General features: G+C 57.8%; 20 protein-coding genes. 6 read left to right on the top strand and 14 right to left on the bottom strand.

Annotation, left to right across the window (positions count from 1 at the left end; all coding sequences use genetic code 11):
* Positions 1-8: 8 nt before the first annotated feature.
* From R0J87_RS03540 to R0J87_RS03565, 6 genes are all read right to left on the bottom strand, one after another.
* Positions 9-476, bottom strand: a complete 468-nt coding sequence (locus R0J87_RS03540; protein WP_188639100.1) for an S-ribosylhomocysteine lyase — start codon at positions 474-476, stop codon at positions 9-11.
* A 54-nt stretch (positions 477-530) separates the two neighbouring features.
* The gene (locus R0J87_RS03545) at positions 531-878 is read right to left on the bottom strand and encodes a putative quinol monooxygenase (RefSeq protein ID WP_062360950.1); all 348 of its coding nucleotides are present in this window, start codon (positions 876-878) and stop codon (positions 531-533) included.
* 87 nt (positions 879-965) lie between these two features.
* The gene (locus R0J87_RS03550) at positions 966-1421 is read right to left on the bottom strand and encodes a DUF302 domain-containing protein (RefSeq protein WP_498884419.1); all 456 of its coding nucleotides are present in this window, start codon (positions 1419-1421) and stop codon (positions 966-968) included.
* A gap of 27 nt (positions 1422-1448) precedes the next feature.
* Positions 1449-2129, bottom strand: a complete 681-nt coding sequence (locus tag R0J87_RS03555) for a haloacid dehalogenase type II (protein WP_404343215.1) — start codon at positions 2127-2129, stop codon at positions 1449-1451.
* Between the two features lie 140 nt (positions 2130-2269).
* Entirely contained in the window at positions 2270-3703 is a 1434-nt protein-coding gene (locus R0J87_RS03560; protein WP_498884421.1) for an aspartate aminotransferase family protein, read from the bottom strand.
* Between the two features lie 187 nt (positions 3704-3890).
* The gene (locus R0J87_RS03565) at positions 3891-5387 is read right to left on the bottom strand and encodes an NAD-dependent succinate-semialdehyde dehydrogenase (RefSeq protein ID WP_498884423.1); all 1497 of its coding nucleotides are present in this window, start codon (positions 5385-5387) and stop codon (positions 3891-3893) included.
* 346 nt (positions 5388-5733) lie between these two features.
* Between R0J87_RS03565 and R0J87_RS03570 the strand changes: the two genes are divergently transcribed.
* Positions 5734-6963 (top strand): GGDEF domain-containing protein, encoded by a 1230-nt coding sequence (locus R0J87_RS03570; RefSeq protein ID WP_498884425.1) that lies wholly within the window; start codon positions 5734-5736, stop codon positions 6961-6963.
* Here the strand turns inward: R0J87_RS03570 and R0J87_RS03575 are convergent.
* Genes R0J87_RS03575 through doeA form a run of 3 tightly spaced genes read right to left on the bottom strand, consistent with a single transcriptional unit; the run spans position 6958 to position 9706 of the window.
* The gene (locus tag R0J87_RS03575) at positions 6958-7440 is read right to left on the bottom strand and encodes an Lrp/AsnC family transcriptional regulator (RefSeq protein WP_498884426.1); all 483 of its coding nucleotides are present in this window, start codon (positions 7438-7440) and stop codon (positions 6958-6960) included. The two genes, R0J87_RS03570 and R0J87_RS03575, sit on opposite strands and share 6 nt — an antisense overlap.
* 8 nt (positions 7441-7448) lie before the next feature.
* Positions 7449-8480: a N(2)-acetyl-L-2,4-diaminobutanoate deacetylase DoeB gene (doeB, locus tag R0J87_RS03580; protein WP_498884427.1), complete on the bottom strand. Its 1032-nt coding sequence runs from the start codon at positions 8478-8480 to the stop codon at positions 7449-7451.
* A 26-nt stretch (positions 8481-8506) separates the two neighbouring features.
* Positions 8507-9706: an ectoine hydrolase DoeA gene (gene doeA, locus R0J87_RS03585; protein WP_404343227.1), complete on the bottom strand. Its 1200-nt coding sequence runs from the start codon at positions 9704-9706 to the stop codon at positions 8507-8509.
* Positions 9707-10006: 300 nt separating this feature from the next.
* Here doeA and R0J87_RS03590 point away from each other — a divergent pair, with 300 nt between their 5' ends.
* From R0J87_RS03590 to R0J87_RS03610, 5 genes are all read left to right on the top strand, one after another.
* Complete coding sequence (locus R0J87_RS03590) at positions 10007-10942, top strand: 2-hydroxyacid dehydrogenase (protein ID WP_498884429.1); 936 nt, start codon at positions 10007-10009, stop codon at positions 10940-10942.
* A gap of 158 nt (positions 10943-11100) precedes the next feature.
* The gene (locus tag R0J87_RS03595) at positions 11101-11745 is read left to right on the top strand and encodes a hypothetical protein (protein ID WP_498884430.1); all 645 of its coding nucleotides are present in this window, start codon (positions 11101-11103) and stop codon (positions 11743-11745) included.
* Complete coding sequence (locus R0J87_RS03600) at positions 11746-12678, top strand: LysO family transporter (protein ID WP_404343233.1); 933 nt, start codon at positions 11746-11748, stop codon at positions 12676-12678.
* Between the two features lie 75 nt (positions 12679-12753).
* Positions 12754-13983, top strand: coding sequence for a nucleoside recognition domain-containing protein (locus tag R0J87_RS03605; protein WP_498884431.1), 1230 nt, complete (start codon positions 12754-12756; stop codon positions 13981-13983).
* An 85-nt stretch (positions 13984-14068) separates the two neighbouring features.
* On the top strand, positions 14069-14935 hold the full coding sequence (locus tag R0J87_RS03610) for a DMT family transporter (protein ID WP_498884432.1): 867 nt from the start codon (positions 14069-14071) through the stop codon (positions 14933-14935).
* On the opposite strand, the gene R0J87_RS03615 is transcribed toward R0J87_RS03610, so the two are convergent.
* The 5 genes from R0J87_RS03615 to R0J87_RS03635 form a co-directional block, all read right to left on the bottom strand.
* A complete protein-coding gene (locus tag R0J87_RS03615; RefSeq protein ID WP_498884433.1) occupies positions 14932-15948 on the bottom strand; it encodes an asparaginase in 1017 nt (338 codons plus the stop codon). The genes R0J87_RS03610 and R0J87_RS03615 overlap by 4 nt on opposite strands.
* A gap of 44 nt (positions 15949-15992) precedes the next feature.
* Positions 15993-17456 (bottom strand): alanine/glycine:cation symporter family protein, encoded by a 1464-nt coding sequence (locus R0J87_RS03620; RefSeq protein WP_399845943.1) that lies wholly within the window; start codon positions 17454-17456, stop codon positions 15993-15995.
* A 239-nt stretch (positions 17457-17695) separates the two neighbouring features.
* Positions 17696-19879 (bottom strand): OsmC domain/YcaO domain-containing protein, encoded by a 2184-nt coding sequence (locus R0J87_RS03625; RefSeq protein ID WP_498884434.1) that lies wholly within the window; start codon positions 19877-19879, stop codon positions 17696-17698.
* Positions 19880-19987: 108 nt separating this feature from the next.
* Positions 19988-20872 carry an alpha/beta fold hydrolase gene (locus R0J87_RS03630; RefSeq protein ID WP_498884435.1) on the bottom strand — a complete coding sequence of 295 codons (885 nt, stop codon included), beginning with the start codon at positions 20870-20872 and terminating at the stop codon, positions 19988-19990.
* Positions 20873-20902: 30 nt separating this feature from the next.
* Positions 20903-21787: a LysR family transcriptional regulator gene (locus R0J87_RS03635; protein ID WP_498884437.1), complete on the bottom strand. Its 885-nt coding sequence runs from the start codon at positions 21785-21787 to the stop codon at positions 20903-20905.
* Between the last annotated feature and the right edge of the window lie 77 nt (positions 21788-21864).

Below are 21864 nucleotides of genomic sequence, written 5' to 3' on the forward strand. Positions count from 1 at the left end.
AAGGCTGCTTACGCAAACACTTCAGTCCACTCACTGCGCTTGGCCAGCAGGCCTTTGGCGAGTTCCTGGGCACCTTCCAGGCTGTGGCTGGCGGCCCAGCCGCACTGCATTTCGTTGCAGGCGGGTACTTCGGTGGCGGTGAGTACGTCGTTGAGGGTGAGCTCGATGATCGACAGCACATCGTCGTAATCATCGTGGTTGATCAGCGCGATGTAGAAGCCGGTCTGGCAGCCCATCGGGCTGATATCGACGACTTTATCGGTATGATTGCGGGACATTTCCGCCATCAAGTGCTCCAGGGAGTGCAGCGCGGGCATCTCCATGTGCTCTTTGTTGGGCTGGCAGATCCGCAGGTCGTACTTATGGATACGGTCGCCGTTCTGGCCCTCTTTGATATCGGCCAAACGTACGTAAGGTGCTTTTACCTTGGTGTGATCCAGGTTAAAGCTTTCGACGTTCATCTTTTTTTCGGTCATGTTAGCTCCGTAGTCGCTCTCTTTCGTTCGCCTATTCTACACACTGAGTGCCGGTTACACCTTGGGGGCGTCAAAATTCCACGGCTCATCGGTGTAAACGCACACGTTGGCGTCTTCGATATCACCTTCGGGTGACTCAACGTGCTTGGCGAAGAAGTCTTGAATCTCTTTGCGCTGGCAGTGGGCTTCAAACTCTTCACGGCTGGCCCAAATTTCATGGAATACGATGGGGTAGCTAGTGCCTTGGGCAAACGGGTTATCGATCTGGCGAGTCACCGTGTAGTGCAAGCAGGCATCTTCACGATGCGTATTGGGTTCTAACGTCTGCAGCGCTTTGAATACCGCTTCCTCTTTACCGGCTTTGGGTTTGAAGCTGGCGATGCAGTAGATTTTTTTCGACATGGTAGTGCGTCCTAAGATATTGAGTAGGCAATATTATGCGCGTCCGTGTGGGCTATGGACAGTCTTAACATGACTGCGTTCACGCCGCTATTGCGCTGCGCTTTGCGCGACGTCGCGCAGCACGTTGGCCACGTTCTCAAGAGGAAGATCGCACTCCTCCAAGCCATGTCGTTCTGCTAGATACTCGGGGGCGTTCCATTCTAAACGCACGCCATCCGAGGTTTCGCGCACCACCATTTTCTGGGGAAGGTCTAAAGCAACGCTGCCTTGGCACTGCATCATCGGCGTGCCTACATTGGGGTTACCAAAGATGAACGTAGCCGTGGGCGGCAGTTCTAGCCCGTTATTCGCGGCATTTTGCGTGTGATCAATCGTGGCAACTAAGGTGAGCCCTTTTTCATTCAGCGCGGCATTCAGCTGTTCACTGACCTGTTCAAAGGTTGAATCACTCGTGATGTACTCAATACCGTTGGATGTAGCCGCCAAGGCGGGAGCCATCACACAGAACGTTGCCGCAAAGGTCGTCATACGTAATAAATGCATCGCTGGTTTCCTCAAGGTGAAGAGGCATCATTTACTTAATAAGCGCTCACTGAAAGCGGTTAAGTCAGACACGGTCATATCCGGCTCGCCGCCCCAGGGGTCGAAGGGCGCGTCCGATTGGCGGCGCACCCAAACACTACGCAGGCCCGCCTGCGTGGCACCAATGACGTCAAAAGCGTTGCTTGAAATCAGCCAGGTATTTTCTGGGCGCGCTTCAAGCTGACTGCGTAAATAAGCGTATACCGCGGGGTCAGGTTTGAAGCGTTTGATATCGTCCACACTGACTACTGCATCCATATGGTGCTGCACGCCCGCACGGCTCAAGAGCTGGTTAACCGCGTCTGATGTGCCGTTAGAAAACGCCACACAGCGAATTCCTGCATCGCGCAGCTGGTCCAGCGCAGGCACCACATCGGGGAATGCGGGCAGTTCTGTATACACGGCCATCAAGTGGTCGTGATCGTTATCGGATAGCCCGGCTTGCAGCGCACGGTTCGTAAATACCAGAGCTTCACGAGTACAGTCAGAGAACGGCACGTAGGCCCCCATTAACCCTCGGCGAAAGCTGTATTCCAGCTGCTTTTCGCGCCAGCGCTTGGCGAACTCAAGCGCTTGTGAGGTATCTTTCAGGCGTCGTTCCAGCTCAACGGTGACGCCCTGGGTGTCAATCAACGTGCCGTATACATCAAAGGCGAGTACCGGTTGCATGGTGAGCGTCTCCTCAACGATCAACGTTCTATTGTCTATTTACACTGTCCAGCTATTCACACTGTTCAGCATAGACGCCACGATCAAAAACAAAAACGCCGCTGCATCGGCAGCGGCGCTTAAACAATTAACGTAGGCAATTAAACGGTGAAGGCGGCTTCTTGCTGTCCCGTTTTCAGGTCGCCGGAGCGCACGAGCTCATCGGTCACGCGGTCGATGGCGCGTTTGGCGCGGCCGATCATTTCGTCTACTTCGCCACGGTTGATGGTCAGCGGCGGTGCAAAGCCAAGAATGTCGCCTTGGGGCATGGCGCGGGCAATCAGGTTCTCTTCCATGGCCGCAGCCGCGACACGCGGGCCCACTTTCAACGCAGGGTCGAAGTGCAGGCGCTGTTTGGCATCCGGCGAGAACTCCAGCGCGGCCATCAGGCCAACGCCGCGCACATCACCCAGCAGCGGGTGGCCTTCAAACGTCGCTTTCAGCTGCTGCTGGAAGTAACCGCCGGTTTCAGCCGCGTTACCCACCAGATTTTCACGCTCGATGATATCCAGGTTGGCGAGGCCTGCGGCACAGCCAAGAGCGTGGCCTGAGTAGGTCCAGCCGTGGCCGATGGGCCCAAATTCACCCGTGCCCTGCTCTAGCACTTTCCATACTTTATCGCCGACAATCACACCCGACAACGGCTGGTAAGCGCTGGTCAGGCCTTTGGCGATGGTGATCAGGTCAGGCTTCATGTTGTAGTGGTGGCTACCGAAGTCGGAGCCGGTACGGCCAAAACCACACACCACTTCGTCGGCAATTAGCAGCACGTCGTACTTGTCCAGTACCGGCTGAATCGCTTCCCAGTAGCCTTCCGGCGGCGGTACGATACCACCGGTGCCGAGTACCGGCTCACCGATAAAGGCGGCCACGGTATCCGGCCCCTCTTCCAGAATCATCGCTTCGAGCTTATCCGCACAGTAGGCAGAGAATTCACGCTCGGTCATGCCGTGCTGCTCGGCGGCGCGCAGGTAGTAGTGCGGCGCTTCGGTATGACGAATGGTCTCGATGGGCAGATCGAAGTGGTCGTGGAACGCTTTCAGGCCGGTCAGTGAGCCAGACGCGATGCCGGAGCCGTGGTAACCGCGCATGCGCGAGATGACCTTTTTCTTCTGCGGGCGACCCAGTACGTTGTTGTAGTAACGCACGATTTTGAGCTGGGTTTCGTTGGCGTCAGAGCCGGACATGCCGTAGTAGACCTTGGACATGTTGAGGCCTGCGATTTTCAGCACGCGCTCGGAAAGCTCGATTTGCGGCTCGTTGGAGTGGCCTACGTAGGTGTGATAGTAGGAGAGCTCCAGCGCCTGCTTATAAATCGCTTCCGCCACTTCAGTGCGGCCATAGCCGATGTTCACACAGTAAAGACCCGCAAAACCGTCGATGAACTCGCGGCCATCTTTATCCACGATATGAATGCCTTTACCGCCGGTGATGACGCGGCCAGGCAAATCGCCATGGGCGAAGTCACGCAGGTGGGTAGAGGCGTGGAAGGTAACTTTGCGGTCGCGTTCGATCAGATCCTGATGCAAGCTCATAACGTTCTCTCTGTACGATAAACCTCCCCACTGTTGGGGAGGGTGTTTTATCTTTGGTGACTGACGTAATGTTGGGCACCTAGCGGTGCCTTCGCCCGGCGGAGCCGGCCTCCCACAGGGCCTATTCAAGCTTCTCAGCGGATGTTGTGGGAGGGCGCTTCAGCGCGCGATGCTGTGGTTCCTAAACCTAGCTGCCCGACACCGAACCCAGTGCCCCCAGGCAGTAGTACTTCGTTTCCAGATACTCATCGATACCCGTCGCGCCACCTTCACGGCCAAGGCCGGACTGCTTGACGCCGCCGAAGGGCACGGGCGGGCCGGTCATCTTCACGGAATTGACGCTCACCATGCCGTACTCCAACGCGCGCATCAGCTTCCAAATACGACGAATATCGTGGGTGTAAATATACGCGGCCAAACCGTATTCGGTGTCGTTGGCCATCTCAATCACTTCGTCGTCGCTACTATAAGCGGTAATACCGGCCACCGGGGCAAAGTTCTCTTCCCGCCATACTTTCATTTGCGGCGTCACACCGGTCAGCAGCACTGGCATAAAGAAGTTGTCGCCCGGCGCTTGGCTCTGGTCGCCCGCGATCATGGTGGCACCTTTTGAGATCGCATCGTCCACAATCGCAGCCGCTTTTTCGACCGCCTGGCGGTGAATGAGCGGGCCAAGATCGACTTCACCGTGCAGGCCATTGCCCACGGTAAGAGCGGCCATACGCTCGGTGAACTGGGCCACGAACTCATCGTGAATCGATTCGTGTACCAGAATCCGGTTAGCGGCAAGGCAGTCTTGCCCTGCGGTTTGGAACTTCGCCGCTACCGCCGCATAGGCGGCTTCTTTCGGGTCCATATCTGGCCCGACGATAAACGGCGCGTTGCCACCCAGCTCCAGCGAGAGACGCTTCACGGTGTTCGCGCTCTGCTCGATAAGCAGACGGCCAACACGGGTGGAGCCAGTAAACGAGAGCGCACGAATACGCGGTTCGCTGCACAAAATCTTGGAGACTTCCGCAGGCTCGCCCAGCACCACGTTGAAGATGCCTTCGGGAATACCCGCTCGCTCGGCGAGTTCTGCCAGCGCCAGCGCCGAGAATGGCGTTTCGTTGGCAGGCTTCACAATCACCGGGCAGCCTGCAGCCAGCGCGGCAGCGGCTTTGCGGGTGATCATCGCCAGCGGGAAGTTCCACGGCGTAATCATCGCAGCAATGCCCACCGGCTCTTTAATCGTGCCGAGCGATGCATTGGGAATATGGCTCGGGATGGTCTCGCCGTAGGTGCGCTTGCCCTCTTCCGCGAACCAGCGCACAAAGCTTGCGCCATACTCCACCTCGCCACGGGCATCGGGCAGCGGTTTGCCCTGCTCCAGAGTCATGATGGTCGCTAGGTCTTCGCGGTTGGCTTGAATCAGGTCGTACCAGGCCAGCAGGCGTTCACAGCGCTCGTCGGCGCGCAGTGCCCGCCAGTGAACAAACGCTGCTTCCGCCGCATCCACCGCCGCAGTGATTTGATTCGCCTCCAGCAACGGAATATGGCCAATGGCTTCGTTGGTGGCGGGATCAAATACAGCCTCTTCGCGGCCGCCTTCACCGTGGGTCCACTTGCCGTTCACGTAGGCGTACTGCCGGAACAGGCGCGGGTCTTCCAGGCGTTTCACAAGCGTGGTTGATAGTGTGGTCATGGGAACCTCCCCAGGTTGCAGCCAGTACGGTGAAGCCAAGTGAGGGCGACAAACCGTGCACATCAAAAGGGTTATCACAGCGGCCCAATGGCCGCGCTGAATCGATGTGCCTAGCGTAAGGGAGAACCGCCACGAAGTGTTTTTGAAAGCGCTGGGGATTCACGGCACTTTTTTTGTGGCAAGGCGTTTTATAGCGGTTTTTTTTTGGTGAGTCCGCATGTTCACAGTCCTAGCAGTCTTTACAAGACCTTTGAACTACAAAAATTGTGGCAAACGTTTTTATCTTCCCCTTTTCCATGGATTCCCAGTTAAGCTGAGGTAGCCCTAAAGGCCGGGAGATCACACCGTGTACCGACCCACTTACTATCAGCAGTTGTCAAAGCGCATGGGCGCAATGACCGTACGCGAAAAGTACGATATTGACCGCCATGATGAGCGTCTCAAAACATTGCGACTACTCACCAAGCTGCTCGCGTTTTTCTATTTTTCTTACACGCTGGTAGATATCTACCTATTGCCAGATATTACTCTGCGCTCGTTGCTGCTTCGTGGTCTCGTGATGCTTCCGCTCACCTTCTGTCTGTTTGCCTATTACAACCGCCCTGTTTCGATTCGCCGTAAAGAGCTAGCAGCTGTCCTTGTCATCACCTTATCAGCCGTCGTTTGGTGTGCCATTTTGCTTGGCTCTGAGAATGAACGCGTGCTCAGCTATTTTTATGCGGGCCTTGTCTTTCTTATGGTACTGACCATCGTCTTAACACCGCCTTTCGAGCAAAGCCTCTACAGCTCCCTCTTTGTATTTGCTTGCCTTTACTCGTCTATTTGGTTTTTATCTGGTTCAACAAGCTTTTACGTTATTAATCATTTATCGCTGGGCGCTCCTGTACTGGTGCTCACCTTGATGGCCAATTACCGCTTTTCTGCTGAATCTTTGCGGCTCTATTTAGAGAACGTCAGCGTGGAGCAGCTTCGCGAAGAGCTGGCTGCCCGCAATGCAGAACTCGAAAGAATTTCTCATATTGACCCACTGACGGGGCTGACCAACCGGCGAGGCTTAGCTCGCTACGCGGATGAGTTACAGCAGCATCCAAAGGCGCAGCACTGTATTGCCGCCATTCTTATCGATGTGGATCACTTCAAAGCTTTTAACGACTTTTACGGGCATTCAGAAGGAGATAACTGCCTTCGCGACGTAGCTAATGCCATCCGCGACGCCTGTCGGCCAGAGGATGTGGTGTGCCGTTTTGGGGGCGAAGAGTTTTTGATTTTACGCTCTGATCACAGCTCCCACACAAACCAGATACTCGCCTTAGCAGAAGAGATTCGCGTGACGGTGATGGAGTTGGCGATTCCTCATCAGCCTACTCAGGAGATGCGAGTCACCATCAGCGTGGGCGTTTGTGTAGCCACACTGGATACCGACGCAGAGCTAAGCCCATTGATCAAAGCAGCGGATGCCGCCTTGTATGAAGCAAAGCGACAAGGCCGTAACCGTGTTCGAATCAACAACCAACCCGACAACGACGCTCATCACCTTTCAACACTCTCTGCTTCCAATATTAATACAGCGCTATAAAGCAGCATTCGACTCAGCATCAATGCCAATAGGCGCATGCTTGACCGTTTTCGTTACGATATAAGTGAAATAGCGCTCAATGCCTGCCTCAGACACCAGCCACTTATCCATCAAGCGCTGGTAGCTATCAATGGTGCGGGCTTCGAACTTCACGAGGTAATCGACGCCGCCACCAACGGCCACGCACTCGGTCACCTCGGGAGTTTGCATCACCAAGGCTTCAAAGCGGGCAAAGCTTTCGGCGTTGTGCTGTTTGAGCTCAATCTGTACCCACACAGGGTTGCGCGGCACCAACACCTCCGCATTGATGCGCGCCGTGTACCCTTCAATCACCCCAGCCTTTTCAAGGCGCTTCACCCGTTCCCAGCAGGGGCTGACCGAAAGGTTAATCGCCTCGGCCAGCTTCGATTTGGTGATTCGCCCATCCCGGGAGAGGATATCGAGGATTTTAAGATCAAAACGGTCCAGTTTCATCATGCCGGGGGCTACGCCTCCAGGCGTTCGACAACATCGGCGATCACCGCCAGGGTGTCCCCCATATTGATCAGCGACGGCGCACGGCGGGCCATGAGAATGCCGTCACGCTCGGCTTGGTAGGCCACCGGAGCCGTGCCGCTGCGGGTCATGTCGTAGACGTAGGCGATGGTTTGGCCCTTCTTCACTTCATCGCCCAGTGCCACCAGCAGCTCTAATACGCCCGAGTGCTGGCTCTGCACGTAGCAACTGGCATCCGGCATATCGAGGTACATCTGCCCGCCTTCGGGCATCTCCACTTCCCCGGCTACCAAACCGTAATGAATCAAGAAGTTGCGCACACCACGCTCGGCAATAGCAATACTTAGCGGAGTGGAGGTACCGCCGCCGCCCAGTTCGGTCGCCACAAACACCTTGCCCTGGCGCTCGCAGGCGGTGTCGAAAAGCTTTTCAGCATCCAGCTCAAACATCACCATGGCGTAAGGTGCACCAAACGCTTTGGCACCTTCTAAGGCTGCCTGCTGCTGTTTTTTGTCGTCCAATACGTGAGACGCACCAAACGGCAGGATATCCAGCGTGCGGCCGCCGGAGTGCAGGTCGAGCACCACATCGCTCATGGGCACCAGCACGCGGGTGAAGTAGTCGGCAATTTGCGAGGTCACCGTGCCGTTAGGGTCGCCAGGGAAGCTGCGGTTCAGGTTGCCTTTATCCATGGGCGAGGTGCGTTTGCCCGCCATCACCGCTGGGGTATTCATGCAGGGCACGATGATCACACGCCCTGTCACGTCTTCCGCTTTCAGCGTTGAGGAGAGCTTCAGCAGCGAGGTGATGCCCTCGTACTCATCGCCATGGTTGCCGCCGGTGAGCAGCGCCGTGGGGCCTTCGCCATTTTTTACTACCGTGACGGGGATCATCACCGCGCCCCAAGCCGATTCATCGGTGGAGATTGGCAGCTTTAAAAAGCCGTGCTGCACGCCGTCGGCGTCGAAATCAACGGTGGCAGAAATGGGGCTTGGCCGCAGTTGGTTCGGTTGAAGCGTCATTGTGTGTCCCTTATGTTGTCACGCGGCTATTTAACGAACAGCTGGCGGGGGAAGTTTGCCAAGGTTTCGCAGCCGTCTTCGGTAATCAGAATGCTTTCGGTAATTTCCAGGCCCCAGTCATCGACCCAGAGGCCGGGCATAAAGTGAAACGTCATGCCGGGCTGTAGAATGTTGTCATCCGAAGGGCGCAGGCTCATGGTGCGCTCGCCCCAGTCGGGCGGATAAGAGATCCCGATAGGGTAACCACAGCGGGCACCGCCTCGGTCAAAGCCGTATTTATCCATCGCAGCACCCAGCGCCATGGCGATATCTGCCGTGCGGTTGCCGGGCTTGGCAACGGCTAAGCCATTTTCGATCCCTTCCAGCAGCGCCGATTCCGCACGGATAAAGTCGGTGGGGGGCGTACCCAGAAACACCGTGCGCGACATAGGGGCGTGGTAGCGTTTAAACACGCCAGCAATTTCAAAGAACGTGCCCTCACCTTTCTTAAACGGCGTGTCGTCCCAGGTTAAATGCGGGGCAGCCGCATCTTTACCAGTGGGCAGCATGGGAACGATGGCCGGGTAATCACCGCCAAATACTTTGCCGTTTTCGTCGATAAACCCTTCGATACCGACACGATAAATTTCTGATACCAGCTTGCTCTTGGGCAGGCCGGGTTCAATCACTTCAAGAATGCGCGAGTGCATTCCTTCGACGATTTTGGCCGCGACCCGCATGTAAGCAATTTCTTGGGGCGACTTGATCGCCCGGCACCAGTTAACCAGCGCGTTAGCATCCATAAACCGCGCATGGGGCAGCTCTTTCAGTAGGCTCTGATACGCTTTGGCGGAGAAGTAGTAGTTGTCCATCTCCATGCCCACCACGCCGGTATGCCAGCCACGGTCAGGCATAATCGACTGCGCCAGATACTCCATCGGATGCATGTCGGGGTTCTGAACGTAGTAATCCGGGTAGTAGGTGATGTTGTCTGGATGAATCCAGCAGGTGCGCAGCGCGCCGTTGGCATCCATACGGCGACCAAACCATACGGGTTCGCCTTCCAGCCCCACCAATACGCACTGGTGAACGTAAAATGACCAGCCATCGTAGCCGGTTAGCCACGCCATGTTGGAAGGGTCGCTTACGATCAGTACATCAATACCGCGAACGGCCATTTCAGTACGCACCTTCCACAGGCGGTTTGCATACTCTTCACGAGTGAAAGGCAGGGAAACCTCAGTCATCGGGCAACTCGCCATCAAAGATCACTAAGAACCAGCACAAGCCAAAGTGGCTTGCCGCGCTGGGCCACAGGATCGACCTGGCCACCGCCGCTGTTGGCCCGCCAATGTCGTCTTAAGCCGATACTAGCACCCACCCTTGGTTCCCGGTCAAAACCTTTATTACAAAAATTTCATATGCCGTTAACATTGGCTTTATCTATGCGTTGACAGCGTTCTCCATAATGCCATCAGGTTGCGGTATTCAGCTCCTCTCGCCCATGATAGTCGGCATGCATGATTCACTGAGTACAAGGAGATAACATGAAAGTCGTGGTGCATATTGACGACGCAGCCCAGTGGAAGGCCGCGATTGAGGAGGCGCTTCCAGAGGCCACCGTGCTGACCAGTGACTCCCCCGCCAGCGAACGGGCCAACGCTGACTACCTCGCCGTGTGGAAAGCGCCCGCTCACCTCCTGCAAGAACAAACGCAGCTAAAAGGCATTATTAACCTAGGGGCTGGGGTCGATTATTTGCTGAAGACGCAAGGGCTCCCCAAGGATGTCCCTATCGTAAAACTGCGCGATGCAGGCATGAGCGAGCTAATGGCCGACTATGTGCTCTATGGCGTACTGCATTTTTTCCGCAGTATGGATCGCTATGCGGCTCAGCAAACCAGCGCCCAGTGGCAGCCCCATGAGGTGTTGGATAAAGCGAATTGGCCGGTGGGCGTGTTGGGCCTGGGCGCGATTGGTAGCTATGTGGCAAGCGCACTGCAGCAGGCGGGCTTTCCCGTGCTGGGCTGGAGCCGCACGCCCAAAAAGATCACCGGCGTGCGCTGCCTGCACGGCGATGAGGGCTTGAGCGAGCTGTTAAGCCAAGTACAAAGCGTAGTGACGATTCTTCCTGACACGGCGGCCACCCAGCACATTCTCAATGCCGAACGGCTGGCCCAATTGCCTAAAGGCGCAAGTGTCATTAACCCAGGCCGTGGCAGCCTGATTGATGAGCAGGCGTTGCTTGAGGCACTAGGGGATGGGAAGCAGCCAGGACACTTGCGCGGTGCCCTATTGGATGTGTTTCACGAAGAGCCCTTACCCGCCACTAACCCGCTATGGCAGCATCCGAAGGTCATGGTTACGCCCCATATGGCGGCACCTACCCCGCTCAACGATGCCATTGATCAGGTCATCTCCTACTTAAATGCGTTTGAGGCGGGCGAAACACTGGCCACCGTCAACCCAGAGATGGGCTACTGACGCAGTGCACTAGGCTCGTTATACTGAGGTAAGGAACCAAGCGCTCGCTAAAGGCTCTTAGGACAACAGATATTATGGAGGAAGGGCCTTTGCGTCATTTTATAGCTGATACCGCACAACGCGGTTTAATGCGCGCTGCCTTAGGTGCTGTTTTGCTTATGACAGCAAGCAATACTGCCCTGGCAAATGAAGGCACTTTGCTGCCTGCCCCCCAGCCATTTGAGGCCCAGTACCGGCTAGAGATTCGCGGCTGGCCGGGCGCGACCATCACGCATACGCTCACCAACGAGGGCTCGCACTGGTTGAGCGATATGAGCTTCTCCATTGCAGTGGCCCGCGGCCAAGAGCGTAGCCGCTTCTCGATTGACGACGGCAGCACTCATTCACTGCTCTACAACAGCAGCTATTCGCTCTTCGGGGTGGGTGACAGCTATCAGCTTAACGAGGGTGATATTCACTCCATTGATCGTCAGGCCGCGCTCTTTGACCTTTCCCGCCGGGCAGGCACCGAGGGCTGCATCGAAAGCAGCCCCTGCGATATCAGCTTCGTGGATCACCGCGGGCGGGACGAAAGCTTTCAGTACTATGTGAATACGCCCACCACGGCCCGCGTGCCTGCCGGTGAGTTCGATGCTAAACAGGTTACGCTGATTGATGTCGAAAAGCCTGACCGCCACCTGTTGATCAATTTTCACCCCGAGTGGCCGGGGCTGATCCTCTCTGCGGAGTATCAAAAAGAGGGGCAAAGGCAAACCACATTAACCATGACCCAATTCAACCCCGCCGGGGGTAACGCTCCCTAAATGCTTTCCGGCCTATTGATCGTTTTACTGCCGCTGTTTTTGGGCTACTTGGTACGTGTCCGTTCGACCCGTTTGCTGAATCTGATTAACCGAGCCGTTAGCGGCTCGGTGTACCTGATTCTGCTGTTTATGGGCGTGAGCCTCGCCGGGCTTGAGAATTTGGGCAGCCAGCTATCCCGCTTGGGTGGCAATGCGCTACTGCTGTTTAGCATTACCACGCTGTTTAACTTAGCCGCACTATGGTGGCTTTCTCGGCGTGTGCGCTTAAGCGCTGGCGGCTCGCCGGTAGTGAAAGATGCGCCTACCAGCAAGCTGGCCGCCATGCAGGGCTCGTTAATGCTGGTGGGCGTGGTGGCGGCGGGTGTCACCATGGGGCTGCTGCTTGGGCCAATGGTTGGCGAGGCGCTGTTCACCACCGCCGACTGGCTAGCCGAGTGGGTGCTGTACCTACTGCTGGTGTTGATTGGCTGCCAGTTACGCAACTCCGGTATGCCGCTGAAGCAAATTTTGCTCAACCGATTGGGGCTCGCCATTGCGGTCACGCTGGCCGTTAGCTCGTTGCTAGCGGGCTTGGTAGCCGCCCCGCTGCTTGCGCTGAGCTGGAACGAAGGTCTGGCCATGGCCTCAGGCTTCGGCTGGTACTCGCTGTCCGCCATCCTGATTGGCGACCAGCTCGGCCCGCTGATGGGCGGTGTAGCGTTCTTCAACGACCTCACCCGCGAGCTGCTGGCGTTCATCCTGATCCCGCTGGTCATTCACCGCCACACCGCGCTGGCGATTGGCTACGGCGGGGCGACCTCCATGGATTTCACCCTGCCCGTCATCCAGCAGCACGGCGGCGTGGCCTGCGTGCCCATTGCCGTGGTGAGCGGCTTTATCCTCTCGCTGCTCTCCCCGCCGCTGATTCTGTTCTTTCTTTCGCTTTCGAGTTAGCACGCACGGGCGCTCCTTGGTTAGGATACGCAGCAAGCGCATACCCTCTTTTATGACCAAGGACGCCTACCCGCCATGCTCAACGGAATCTGGTTAAGCTTTTTTATTGCCGCCTTTGCGGCATCGCTCTGGCAGTGGCTGGTGGGTGGCGATAGCGAAGTGTTTGCCCGCTTGGTGCAGTCGCTGTTCGATATGGCGAAAGTGAGCGTCGATATTATCTTGGTGCTGCTGGGCACCATGACGCTGTGGCTGGGGTTTCTTTCCATTGCCGAAAAGGCGGGGTTGATACGACTACTGGGGCGGGTACTCGACCCGCTTTTTAGCCGCTTGATGCCAGAAGTGCCCCGTGGCCACCCGGCCATGGGGCTAATCAGCATGAACTTTGCGGCGAACATTCTCGGCCTGGATAACGCCGCCACGCCGATCGGTATCAAAGCGATGCATTCGTTGCAAAGTCTTAATCCCAGCAATGAGACTGCCAGCAACGCGCAAATCCTGTTTTTAGTGCTGAATACCTCGTCGCTCACCCTGCTGCCCGTCACTATTTTTATGTACCGCGCCCAGCAGGGGGCAGCGGAACCCACGCTGGTGTTTCTGCCGATTCTGCTAGCGACCAGCGCTTCAAGCCTCGCTGGGCTGCTGGCGGTGGCGGTCATGCAGCGCCTAAAACTTTGGCAACCCGTCGTACTGGCGTACTTACTGGCCGCTGCGCTAGCGCTTGGTTTGTTGATGACCACACTGGCAGGCATGTCCGCTCAGGCGCTGGCGGCGGCCTCAACCCTGGTCGGTAACCTCACGCTGTTTAGCATTGTAATGATGTTTCTGGTGGTTGGCGCGCTGCGCGGAGTGAAGGTGTACGACGCCTTTATCGAAGGAGCTAAAGAGGGCCTGAGTTTTACCATCACCCTGCTGCCCTACCTGATTGCCATGCTGGTCGCGGTGGGTGTGCTGCGCGCCAGCGGGGTGCTGGATGCCGGGCTTGGCGGTATACGCTGGCTTGTAGAAGGCATCGGCTGGGACACCCGCTTTGTGGATGCGCTGCCCACCGCCTTTGTGAAGCCCCTCTCCGGCAGTGGCTCCCGTGCCATGATGATCGAAACCATGAACACCTTTGGTGTCGATAGCTTCCCTGGGCTACTGGCGGCCACCTTCCAAGGCAGCACCGAAACCACGTTTTACGTTCTGGCGGTTTACTTCGGTGCCGTAGGCATCACCCGCATTCGCCATGGCTTGGGCTGCGCATTAGTGGCCGATGCGGCGGGCATTACTACCGCAATTGTTGTGTGTTACTGGTTCTTTGGTTAAGAAGTGACTCCCACGCTTTCGTTCACTGGTGACAGCGTCTACCTTTCAAGGCCACGCCAAACCATTCATGGACGAAAGGTGAATCATGCCAGGCGCCAGCACGATGTTGATTGCGCTCGCGGCGCTCTTCTGGGGTATTTCCGGAGGCATCGCGGGGATTCTGTTAGATAGCGGCTGGGACGCTGCCGTGGTCTCGTTTTATCGCGGCTTTGTCGGGCTCGTCTTCGCACTGGTGTGGCTTGTATTGCAACGGGGCAGTCCCGGCTTGGCCAGCCGTTCGCTATGGTTCTGGTCAGTGGTGGCAGGCCTGGGGGTGGCGGGCAACTTTACCTTCTACTTTCTCAGTATCGAACACGGCAGCGTGGCGGTGGCGGCTACCCTGATGTACTGCGCTCCGGTGTTTGTCTATCTGGCTTCGTTTGCGCTCAAGCTTGAGCGCCCGACGGCCGTTAAGTGGCTGGCCATCGCGCTGGTCATGGTGTGCGTGGTGCTACTGACCAAGCTGTACGCCATTGGCGCAGGTGACCTGTCGCTGATGGGCGTCGCCACGGGTCTACTGGCGGGGCTTTCCTACGCACTGTTCATTTTTGGCTTCAAATACGCCGCGCCCCATGGCAGCCCCTCCGCCGTGCTTTCGATTGCCTTCACGGTGCTGGCCGTCGTTCTGATTGTGCCAGCCGATCTGTCTCAAACCATCAGCGTGGTCAGCGCACCAGAGCTTCCGCTGTTTGTGGCGTTGGGTATTTTGGGGGCGGGCCTGTCGTTTCTGCTCTACGTGGTAGGCATCAAACACGCCACCCCGGCGTTAGCGTCCATGGTGGCCATGGTCGAGCCGGTCACCGCCACGCTGTTTGGGGTGGCGGTGCTGGGTGAAAATCTGGAGATGATTCAGATGGTCGGCATGGGGATTATCTTACTGACCGTGACTGCGCTGAGCATTACATCCCGCTAACGGACTGTCGCCTCGCCGCGAATGGGCGCACTTAGCGCTTTACGCAGCGCTAGCCCAGAAAGCCCTTGGCCAAGCAGCACGGTAAGCTTCGCGACGGCAGCTTCCAGCGTGATATCACCCCCGGCGATCACGCCCGCTTGATTGAGCGCCGCCCCCGTGGCGTAGGCGCCTTGAACGACCTCCCCCTGGGCACACTGGGTGACGTTGAGCAGCGCCACACCCCGCTCGTTAGCGGCTTTCATGGCGTTTAGCAGTTCACCTTCAAAGCTTGGCGGATTGCCCACGCCGTAGCTTGAGATCACCAACCCTTTGAGAGTGGCATCCTCCAGCAGCGCTTTGGCACGCCTTAACGACATACCAGGATGCAGCGGCAGTACCGCCACCGCGTCGTCGTCTAGCTGAAGGGGGGAAAAACTGGGCTCCCCGCTGAGCAACGCTGACGGTTGGGGGAAAGTAATGCCAATGCCTATCTCAGCCAGCCAGGGAAAATTGGGAGAATCGAAGGCATCCAGACCTTGCGTGCGCACCTTACGGGCGCGGTTGCCGCGCAGCAGCCGGTCATGAAAGAGCAGGCTCACTTCGCAGGGCGTGGCCGGATGAGCGGCCAGCTGTAGCGCGCTGACCACGTTGTTCAGCGCGTCGCTTCTTGGCTCACCCAGCGGAATTTGGGAGCCGGTGAAGATCACCGGCTTGTTTAACGCACCGAGCATAAACGACAGCGCCGCAGCGCTATAGGCCATGGTATCGGTGCCGTGCAGGATGATGAACGCATCGTAAGCCTGCCAGTGGCTTTCCAGCGCTGCCACGAGGCGATTCCACGCCTCGGGCATCAGCTCGGCGCTGTCGATCAGTGGCTGCATTTCCACCACATCGAAAGCAGGCAGCCGGTAAGGGTCGCCCAAAGCCAGGTGCGCCGCTAAGCGTTCGGCCAGCCCCGCGCTGGGTACATACCCCTGGGGCGATGGCTGCATACCGATGGTGCCGCCCGTGTAGAGCATGAGGACGCGGGGCATGAGCGCTCCTTACCTGATGTACAGTCGAATGAACAGAAACGAACTTACTTCGCCGGCGCGCTTTCCAGACGCTGCTTCAGCGCTTCGGCTTCTTCGGGCTCCAGTTCCCACGCTTTGGGGTCCAGGTCGAGATCCGGGTGCTGATTAGCGTCGAAAATCGGCTGTTTGATGCCCTGACGGCGCTGGCTATCGAAGTCGTTCATGATACGCAGGCCGCATTTGAACAACAGGATCAGCGCTACGAGGTTCACCACCGCCAAGAGGCCCATGGTCACGTCGGCAAAGCCGAACACGGTGCCTAGATCCGTGGTCGCGCCCCAGCACACCAGCAGCACAATCGCCACGCGGAAGGCGTTGAACAGATTCTGGTTGTCACGGCTGAAGAAGTTCAGGCTGTTCTCGCCCAGGTAGTAGTTGTACAGAATGGTGCTGAAGGCGAACAGCAGCAGCGCCAGGCTCACAAAGGTACGGCCCCACTCGCCCACGTGGTCTGCCAAGGCAGCCTGAGTGAGCGCAATACCTTCTACGCCCGCTCCGGCGGCCGGGTCGTATACGCCGCTAAGCAGAATCAAAAACGCCGTGGCCGAGCAGATGATTACCGTGTCGATAAACACCGAGAACGCCTGCACGATGCCCTGATTGGCCGGGTGCGGCACGTAGGCAACGGCGGCCACGTTGGGCGCACTGCCCAGGCCCGCTTCATTGGAGAACAGGCCGCGCTTCAAGCCCATCATGATGGCAGCGCCAATACCGCCGCCCACTAGCGGCTCCAGGCCAAACGCGCTCTTCACGATCAGCGCGATCACGCCAGGAATCTCAGTGATGTTCAACGCAATGACCAGCAGCGCCACGGCGATATAGCCCACGGCCATGAACGGCACCAGATACTCGGAAATACGGGCAATACGCTTGATACCGCCAAAGATGATCAGCCCCACCAACATGGCCAGCGCGATACCGCTGTACAGCACCGGCACGCCAAAGGCGTCGCCAAACGAGGTGGCAACGGCATAGGACTGCAGGGCTGTAAAGGCAAAGCCGAAGGTAATCAGCAGCAGTACCGAGTAGAACGCCGCCAGCCAGCGCCACTGCTTGCCCAAGCCTTTGACGATGTAGTACGCCGGGCCGCCACGGTAGGTGCCGTCGCCCTCGGCCTCTTTATAGGTTTGTGCCAGCGTACACTCCAGAAAGCTGGTGGCCATGCCCATCAGGCCTACCAGCCACATCCAGAAAACGGCACCGGGGCCGCCCAGCGTAATCGCCACGGCCACCCCGGCGATATTACCGCCGCCTACACGGCCAGCCACCGACAGCACCAGCGCCTGGAAGGAGCTTAAGTGGCCGTGCTGATTACGCTTGAAAGCTTGTCCTGAGCCCAGGATGCGAAACATTTCACCGAAATAGCGAAACTGCACAAAGCGGGAGGCAACGGTAAAACCGATCCCCACTCCCACCAGTAAAACGAGTAGAACCTTTCCCCAGAGGAGGTCATTGAGCATATCGAGCATGGGATACTCTCCGCGTTATTATTGAGCGTTATGGAAGTTGCGTCGTTAACGACCGCGTCTTTTTGCTATTGAGATGCGCGAAGAATGTTGTACCAAGCCAAGCCTGCCATGAAATTTGGCGCAGCGGTGCAGTTGGTTGCACTCACTGCGCCAATCACTGCACCAGAGTGCACCACATAAAAAACGGTGCGGGCCACTGAAGGCCACGCACCGCTGTTGTTGCTCACCGATAACTGCCGTTAGAGGCCCGCTTTTGCCGCCCGCGCTGCGTGAAGCTTCTTGTAGCTTTCGATCAGGCGCTGGTGGCGATCCAAGCCCTCTAACTGCATATTGGTGGGCGTGAGGCCGTGGAAGCGTACGCTGCCGTTTACTGAACCCACGACCGCCTCCATAGTCGCTTCGCCGAACATGCGCTTGAAGTTGGGCAGGTAGTCATCCAGCGCCAATTCGTCGTCCAGCTCAATCTCCAGCACCGCGTTCACCGCCTGGTAGAACAGGCCGCGCTCAACGGTGTTGTCGTTGTACTGGAGGAACATCTGCACGCAGTCCAGCGCCTCTTCATGGCGACCAAGTGCTAGGTAGACCAGCAGTTTCAGCTCCAGAATGGTCAGCTGGCCCCACACGGTGTTCTCGTCGAACTCGATACCAATCAGCGTGATGATATCCGCGTGGTCGTCCATCTGGCTCTCTTCCAAGCGCTCGACGAGATCGGTGAGCTGATCGTCATCCAGACGGTGCAGATTGAGAATATCTTCGCGGTAGTCCAGCGCCTTGTTGGTGTTGTCCCAAATCAGGTCTTCAATCGGGTACACCTCGGAGTAGCCCGGCACCAGAATCCGGCACACCGGCGCGCCTAAGTCTTCATGCACCGCCATGTACACTTCCGCGCCCAGCTCTTCGAAAATACCGAACAGGGTCTCGGCTTCCTCGTCGTTGCTGCCGGAGAAGTCCCACTCGCTGAACTCGAAGTCGGGCTTGGCGCTGAAGAAGCGCCAGGAGACCACGCCCACCGAGTCGATGAAGTGCTCGACGAAGTTGTTCGGCTCAGAGACGGTCTGCGAGTTGAAGGTCGGCAGCGGCAGGTCGTTCAAGCCTTCAAAGCTGCGGCCCTGCAGCAGCTCGGTCAAGCTGCGCTCCAGCGCCACTTCAAAGCTTGGGTGGGCACCGAAGGAGGCAAACACGCCGCCGGTACGCGGATTCATCAGCGTCACGCACATGACCGGGAACTGCCCACCCATGGAGGCATCCTTCACCAGCACCGGGAAGCCCTGGGCTTCCAGGGCGTTAATGCCCTCGACAATGCTCGGGTACTTGGCCAGCACTTCTTGCGGCACGTCGGGCAGGGTCAATTCCTGTTCGAGGATCTCCCGCTTCACCGCCCGCTCGAAAATTTCTGAAAGGCACTGCACCTGGGCTTCCACCAGGGTGTTGCCCGCGCTCATGCCGTTGCTGAGGAACAGGTTTTCAATCAGATTGGAGGGGAAGTAAACCGTTTCGCCATCGCTTTGGCGCACAAAGGGCAGCGTAACGATGCCGCGATCCTCACGGCCCGAGTTGGTATCAATCAGGTTCGAGCCACCCAGCTCGCCTTCGGGGTTGTAAATCGCCAGGCAGTGCTCGTCGAGAATCCCTTTCGGCAGCTCGTCATTCGGCCCCGGCTTGAACCACTTCTCGTTAGGGTAGTGAACGAATTCGCTGCCCGCGATCTCTTCGCCAAAGAACTGATCGTTGTAGAAGAAGTTGCAGCTTAGGCGCTCGATAAACTCGCCCAGCGCTGAACAGAGCGCGCTCTCTTTGGTCGCGCCTTTGCCGTTGGTAAAGCACATGGGCGAAGCCGCATCGCGGATATGCAGCGACCACACGTGGGGCACGATATTGCGCCATGAAGCAATTTCGATCTTCATGCCGAGATCAGCAAGGATCGCGCTCATATTGGCGATGGTCTGCTCCAGCGGCAGGTCTTTACCGGGGATAAAGGTGCTGCCTCCTTCCGGCGCGCCCATCAGCAGCGCTTGGGCGTCCTCGTCGATGTTCTCGACCACTTCGATCTGGAACTCGGGGCCAGTCTGGATAACCTTCTTCACCGTGCAGCGGTCGATGGAGCGCAGAATGCCTTCGCGATCCTTTTCCGAGATATCTTCCGGCAGCTCGACCTGGATTTTGAAGATCTGCTTGTAGCGGTTTTCCGGGTCGACGATGTTGTTTTGCGACAGGCGAATGTTCTCGGTGGGAATATTGCGCGCGTTGCAGTACACCTTGACGAAGTAGGCGGCACACATGGCCGACGACGCCAGGAAGTAGTCAAACGGGCCAGGGGCCGAACCGTCGCCCTTGTAGCGAATCGGCTGGTCGGAGATGACCGTAAAATCGTCGAACTTGGACTCCAGGCGGAGGTTGTCGAGATAGTTAACTTTGATTTCCATAAGCGGGCGTCCGGAGTAATGAGTGTGCCTGAGCGCCAACGCATCAGGCGAATGGCGGCCATTATCCAGTTTTTTGCCCGCTTCGTCTTGGGCAGTCGCGTGAATCGCTTATTGCGGATCCAGCAAGAACGGCAGCGCCTCCTCTAGCAGCACGTCAGGAATCTCTTCGGCGATATAGTGCCCGCAAGGCAGCGCCTTGCCCTCTACCTGCGTTGCTACCTTGCGCCACTCGCCCAGGGCATCAAAGCAGGCTTCAATCGCCCCTTGGGCACCCCACATCACGTTGATGGGGCAGGTCAGTTTCACACCCGCATCGATATCCGCCTGATCGTGCTCTAAATCTATTGTGGCGCTAGCGCGGTAGTCGCCGCAGATACCGGTGGCCGTGCCGGGAAGCGCTAGGCAGCGCTCGTACTCCGCCAGCGCTTCTGGGGCGAACGGTGCCATGCCCGCGCTGCGGGCGCCCATCACGCTCTTTAAGTACTGAGCGGGATCGGCTTGAATCAGCATTTCTGGCAGCGGCTGAGGGCGAATCAGAAAGAACCAGTGCCAGTAGCTGCGGGCGAACGCCTCATTGGTGCCACGGTACATGGCCAGCGTGGGGGCGATATCTAAAAGCACCATGCGCTCGACGCGTGCTGCGTGGTCTACCCCTAAGCGGTGTGCCACTCGCGCGCCACGGTCGTGGGCCAGCACCTTGAAACGCTCGAACCCCAGCGCGCTCATTAGTTCGGCCATATCGGCGGCCATGGTGCGCTTGGCGTAATTGAAGTGCTCTGCGTCGTCGTCGGGCTTACTACTGTCGCCGTAGCCGCGCAGGTCGGCGGCAATCACCGTAAAGTGCTGGGTAAGCGTGGCCGCGACTTTGTGCCAAATCATATGGGTCTGCGGGTGGCCGTGAAGCAGTAGTAGCGCCGGGCCGCTGCCGCCCATCCGATAGGCAATATCGACGCCGTTAACGCGGCGCGTCTGTTTTTCAAACCCCTCAAACATGGCTAGCTCCTCGCGGATAGATGATGCTCTTCACTTGGCGTCCTCTTGTAACCGTTCGATCAGAAAGTCTTTCAGCGCGACCACAGCGGGCGTGAGCGACAGCCGATGCGGGCAGACGAGATACAGCGGCGCGGGCTCGGTAGGATGCGAGGCCAACAGCGCCACCAAGCGGCCTGTATCGAGGTCTGCCTGAACATCAAGGCGAGATTTGTAGGCAATGCCCTCTCCCGCCAGCGCCCAGCGGCGCACGCACTCGGCATCGTCGCTCACTCGATTGCCCTGCACGCTGATACGCTCACTGCCGAACTGCCACTGGTTGTGCACCCGCTCACCCAGGTTGAAGCAGAGGCAGTTGTGCTGGCGTAATTCATCTGGAGTGGCAGGCTCGCCGTGCTGCGCGATATAGCTTGGTGCTGCGCACACCACCCGGTGGTTATCACTTTTTAGCGGCAGCGCCACCAAGCTGGAATCCTCCGGCACGCCGTAGCGCAGGGCAATCTCCACCGGCTGGCGAAACAGATCGCTCACCCGGTCACTGACCCGAAGCCGCAGGCGCAGCTGCGGATGCAGCGCCATAAAGCGATCAAGCCAGCCCAGCAGCACGTTGCGGCCTAGATCAGACGGCATGGAGAGGCTGAGTTCTCCCGCAATCTCCTGGCGCTCGCGGTGCAGTTCTTTTTCCCCTTCGGCAAGGGCACTCAGCGCCGTTTTCGCATGCACTAAATAGTGCGCCCCAGCGGGCGTTAGCCGCAAGCTGCGGGTAGAGCGCACCAGCAGCCGCGTGCCTAGCGCGTCTTCAAGCCGTTTGATCGCCACGCTAGCCACTGCCGGGGTAATCGCCAGCTCCCGCGCGGCGGCGGAAAGGCTGCCATGCTCGGCGGCATAGACAAGCACGTTTAGGTCATCGGTACGCATGGGTCGATGGCGCCCTTATTTTCAAAGAAAATGAGAAACTGTTAGCTACATTAGCCCTCTTTTTCATAAAACGACAC

The organism is Halomonas sp. SIMBA_159 (genome assembly GCF_046536035.1).
Lineage (GTDB): Bacteria > Pseudomonadota > Gammaproteobacteria > Pseudomonadales > Halomonadaceae > Vreelandella > Vreelandella venusta_A.

Bases quoted from the DNA above. Each gene is read 5' to 3' on its own strand.
- R0J87_RS03540 (WP_188639100.1), bottom strand. From the start codon at position 476: ATGACCGAAAAAAAGATGAACGTCGAAAGCTTTAACCTGGATCACACC.
- R0J87_RS03545 (WP_062360950.1), bottom strand. From the start codon at position 878: ATGTCGAAAAAAATCTACTGCATCGCCAGCTTCAAACCCAAAGCCGGT.
- R0J87_RS03550 (WP_498884419.1), bottom strand. From the start codon at position 1,421: ATGCATTTATTACGTATGACGACCTTTGCGGCAACGTTCTGTGTGATG.
- R0J87_RS03555 (WP_404343215.1), bottom strand. From the start codon at position 2,129: ATGCAACCGGTACTCGCCTTTGATGTATACGGCACGTTGATTGACACC.
- R0J87_RS03560 (WP_498884421.1), bottom strand. From the start codon at position 3,703: ATGAGCTTGCATCAGGATCTGATCGAACGCGACCGCAAAGTTACCTTC.
- R0J87_RS03565 (WP_498884423.1), bottom strand. From the start codon at position 5,387: ATGACCACACTATCAACCACGCTTGTGAAACGCCTGGAAGACCCGCGC.
- R0J87_RS03575 (WP_498884426.1), bottom strand. From the start codon at position 7,440: ATGATGAAACTGGACCGTTTTGATCTTAAAATCCTCGATATCCTCTCC.
- doeB (WP_498884427.1), bottom strand. From the start codon at position 8,480: ATGACGCTTCAACCGAACCAACTGCGGCCAAGCCCCATTTCTGCCACC.
- doeA (WP_404343227.1), bottom strand. From the start codon at position 9,706: ATGACTGAGGTTTCCCTGCCTTTCACTCGTGAAGAGTATGCAAACCGC.
- R0J87_RS03590 (WP_498884429.1), top strand. From the start codon at position 10,007: ATGAAAGTCGTGGTGCATATTGACGACGCAGCCCAGTGGAAGGCCGCG.
- R0J87_RS03595 (WP_498884430.1), top strand. From the start codon at position 11,101: ATGACAGCAAGCAATACTGCCCTGGCAAATGAAGGCACTTTGCTGCCT.
- R0J87_RS03600 (WP_404343233.1), top strand. From the start codon at position 11,746: ATGCTTTCCGGCCTATTGATCGTTTTACTGCCGCTGTTTTTGGGCTAC.
- R0J87_RS03605 (WP_498884431.1), top strand. From the start codon at position 12,754: ATGCTCAACGGAATCTGGTTAAGCTTTTTTATTGCCGCCTTTGCGGCA.
- R0J87_RS03610 (WP_498884432.1), top strand. From the start codon at position 14,069: ATGCCAGGCGCCAGCACGATGTTGATTGCGCTCGCGGCGCTCTTCTGG.
- R0J87_RS03615 (WP_498884433.1), bottom strand. From the start codon at position 15,948: ATGCCCCGCGTCCTCATGCTCTACACGGGCGGCACCATCGGTATGCAG.
- R0J87_RS03620 (WP_399845943.1), bottom strand. From the start codon at position 17,456: ATGCTCGATATGCTCAATGACCTCCTCTGGGGAAAGGTTCTACTCGTT.
- R0J87_RS03625 (WP_498884434.1), bottom strand. From the start codon at position 19,879: ATGGAAATCAAAGTTAACTATCTCGACAACCTCCGCCTGGAGTCCAAG.
- R0J87_RS03630 (WP_498884435.1), bottom strand. From the start codon at position 20,872: ATGTTTGAGGGGTTTGAAAAACAGACGCGCCGCGTTAACGGCGTCGAT.
- R0J87_RS03635 (WP_498884437.1), bottom strand. From the start codon at position 21,787: ATGCGTACCGATGACCTAAACGTGCTTGTCTATGCCGCCGAGCATGGC.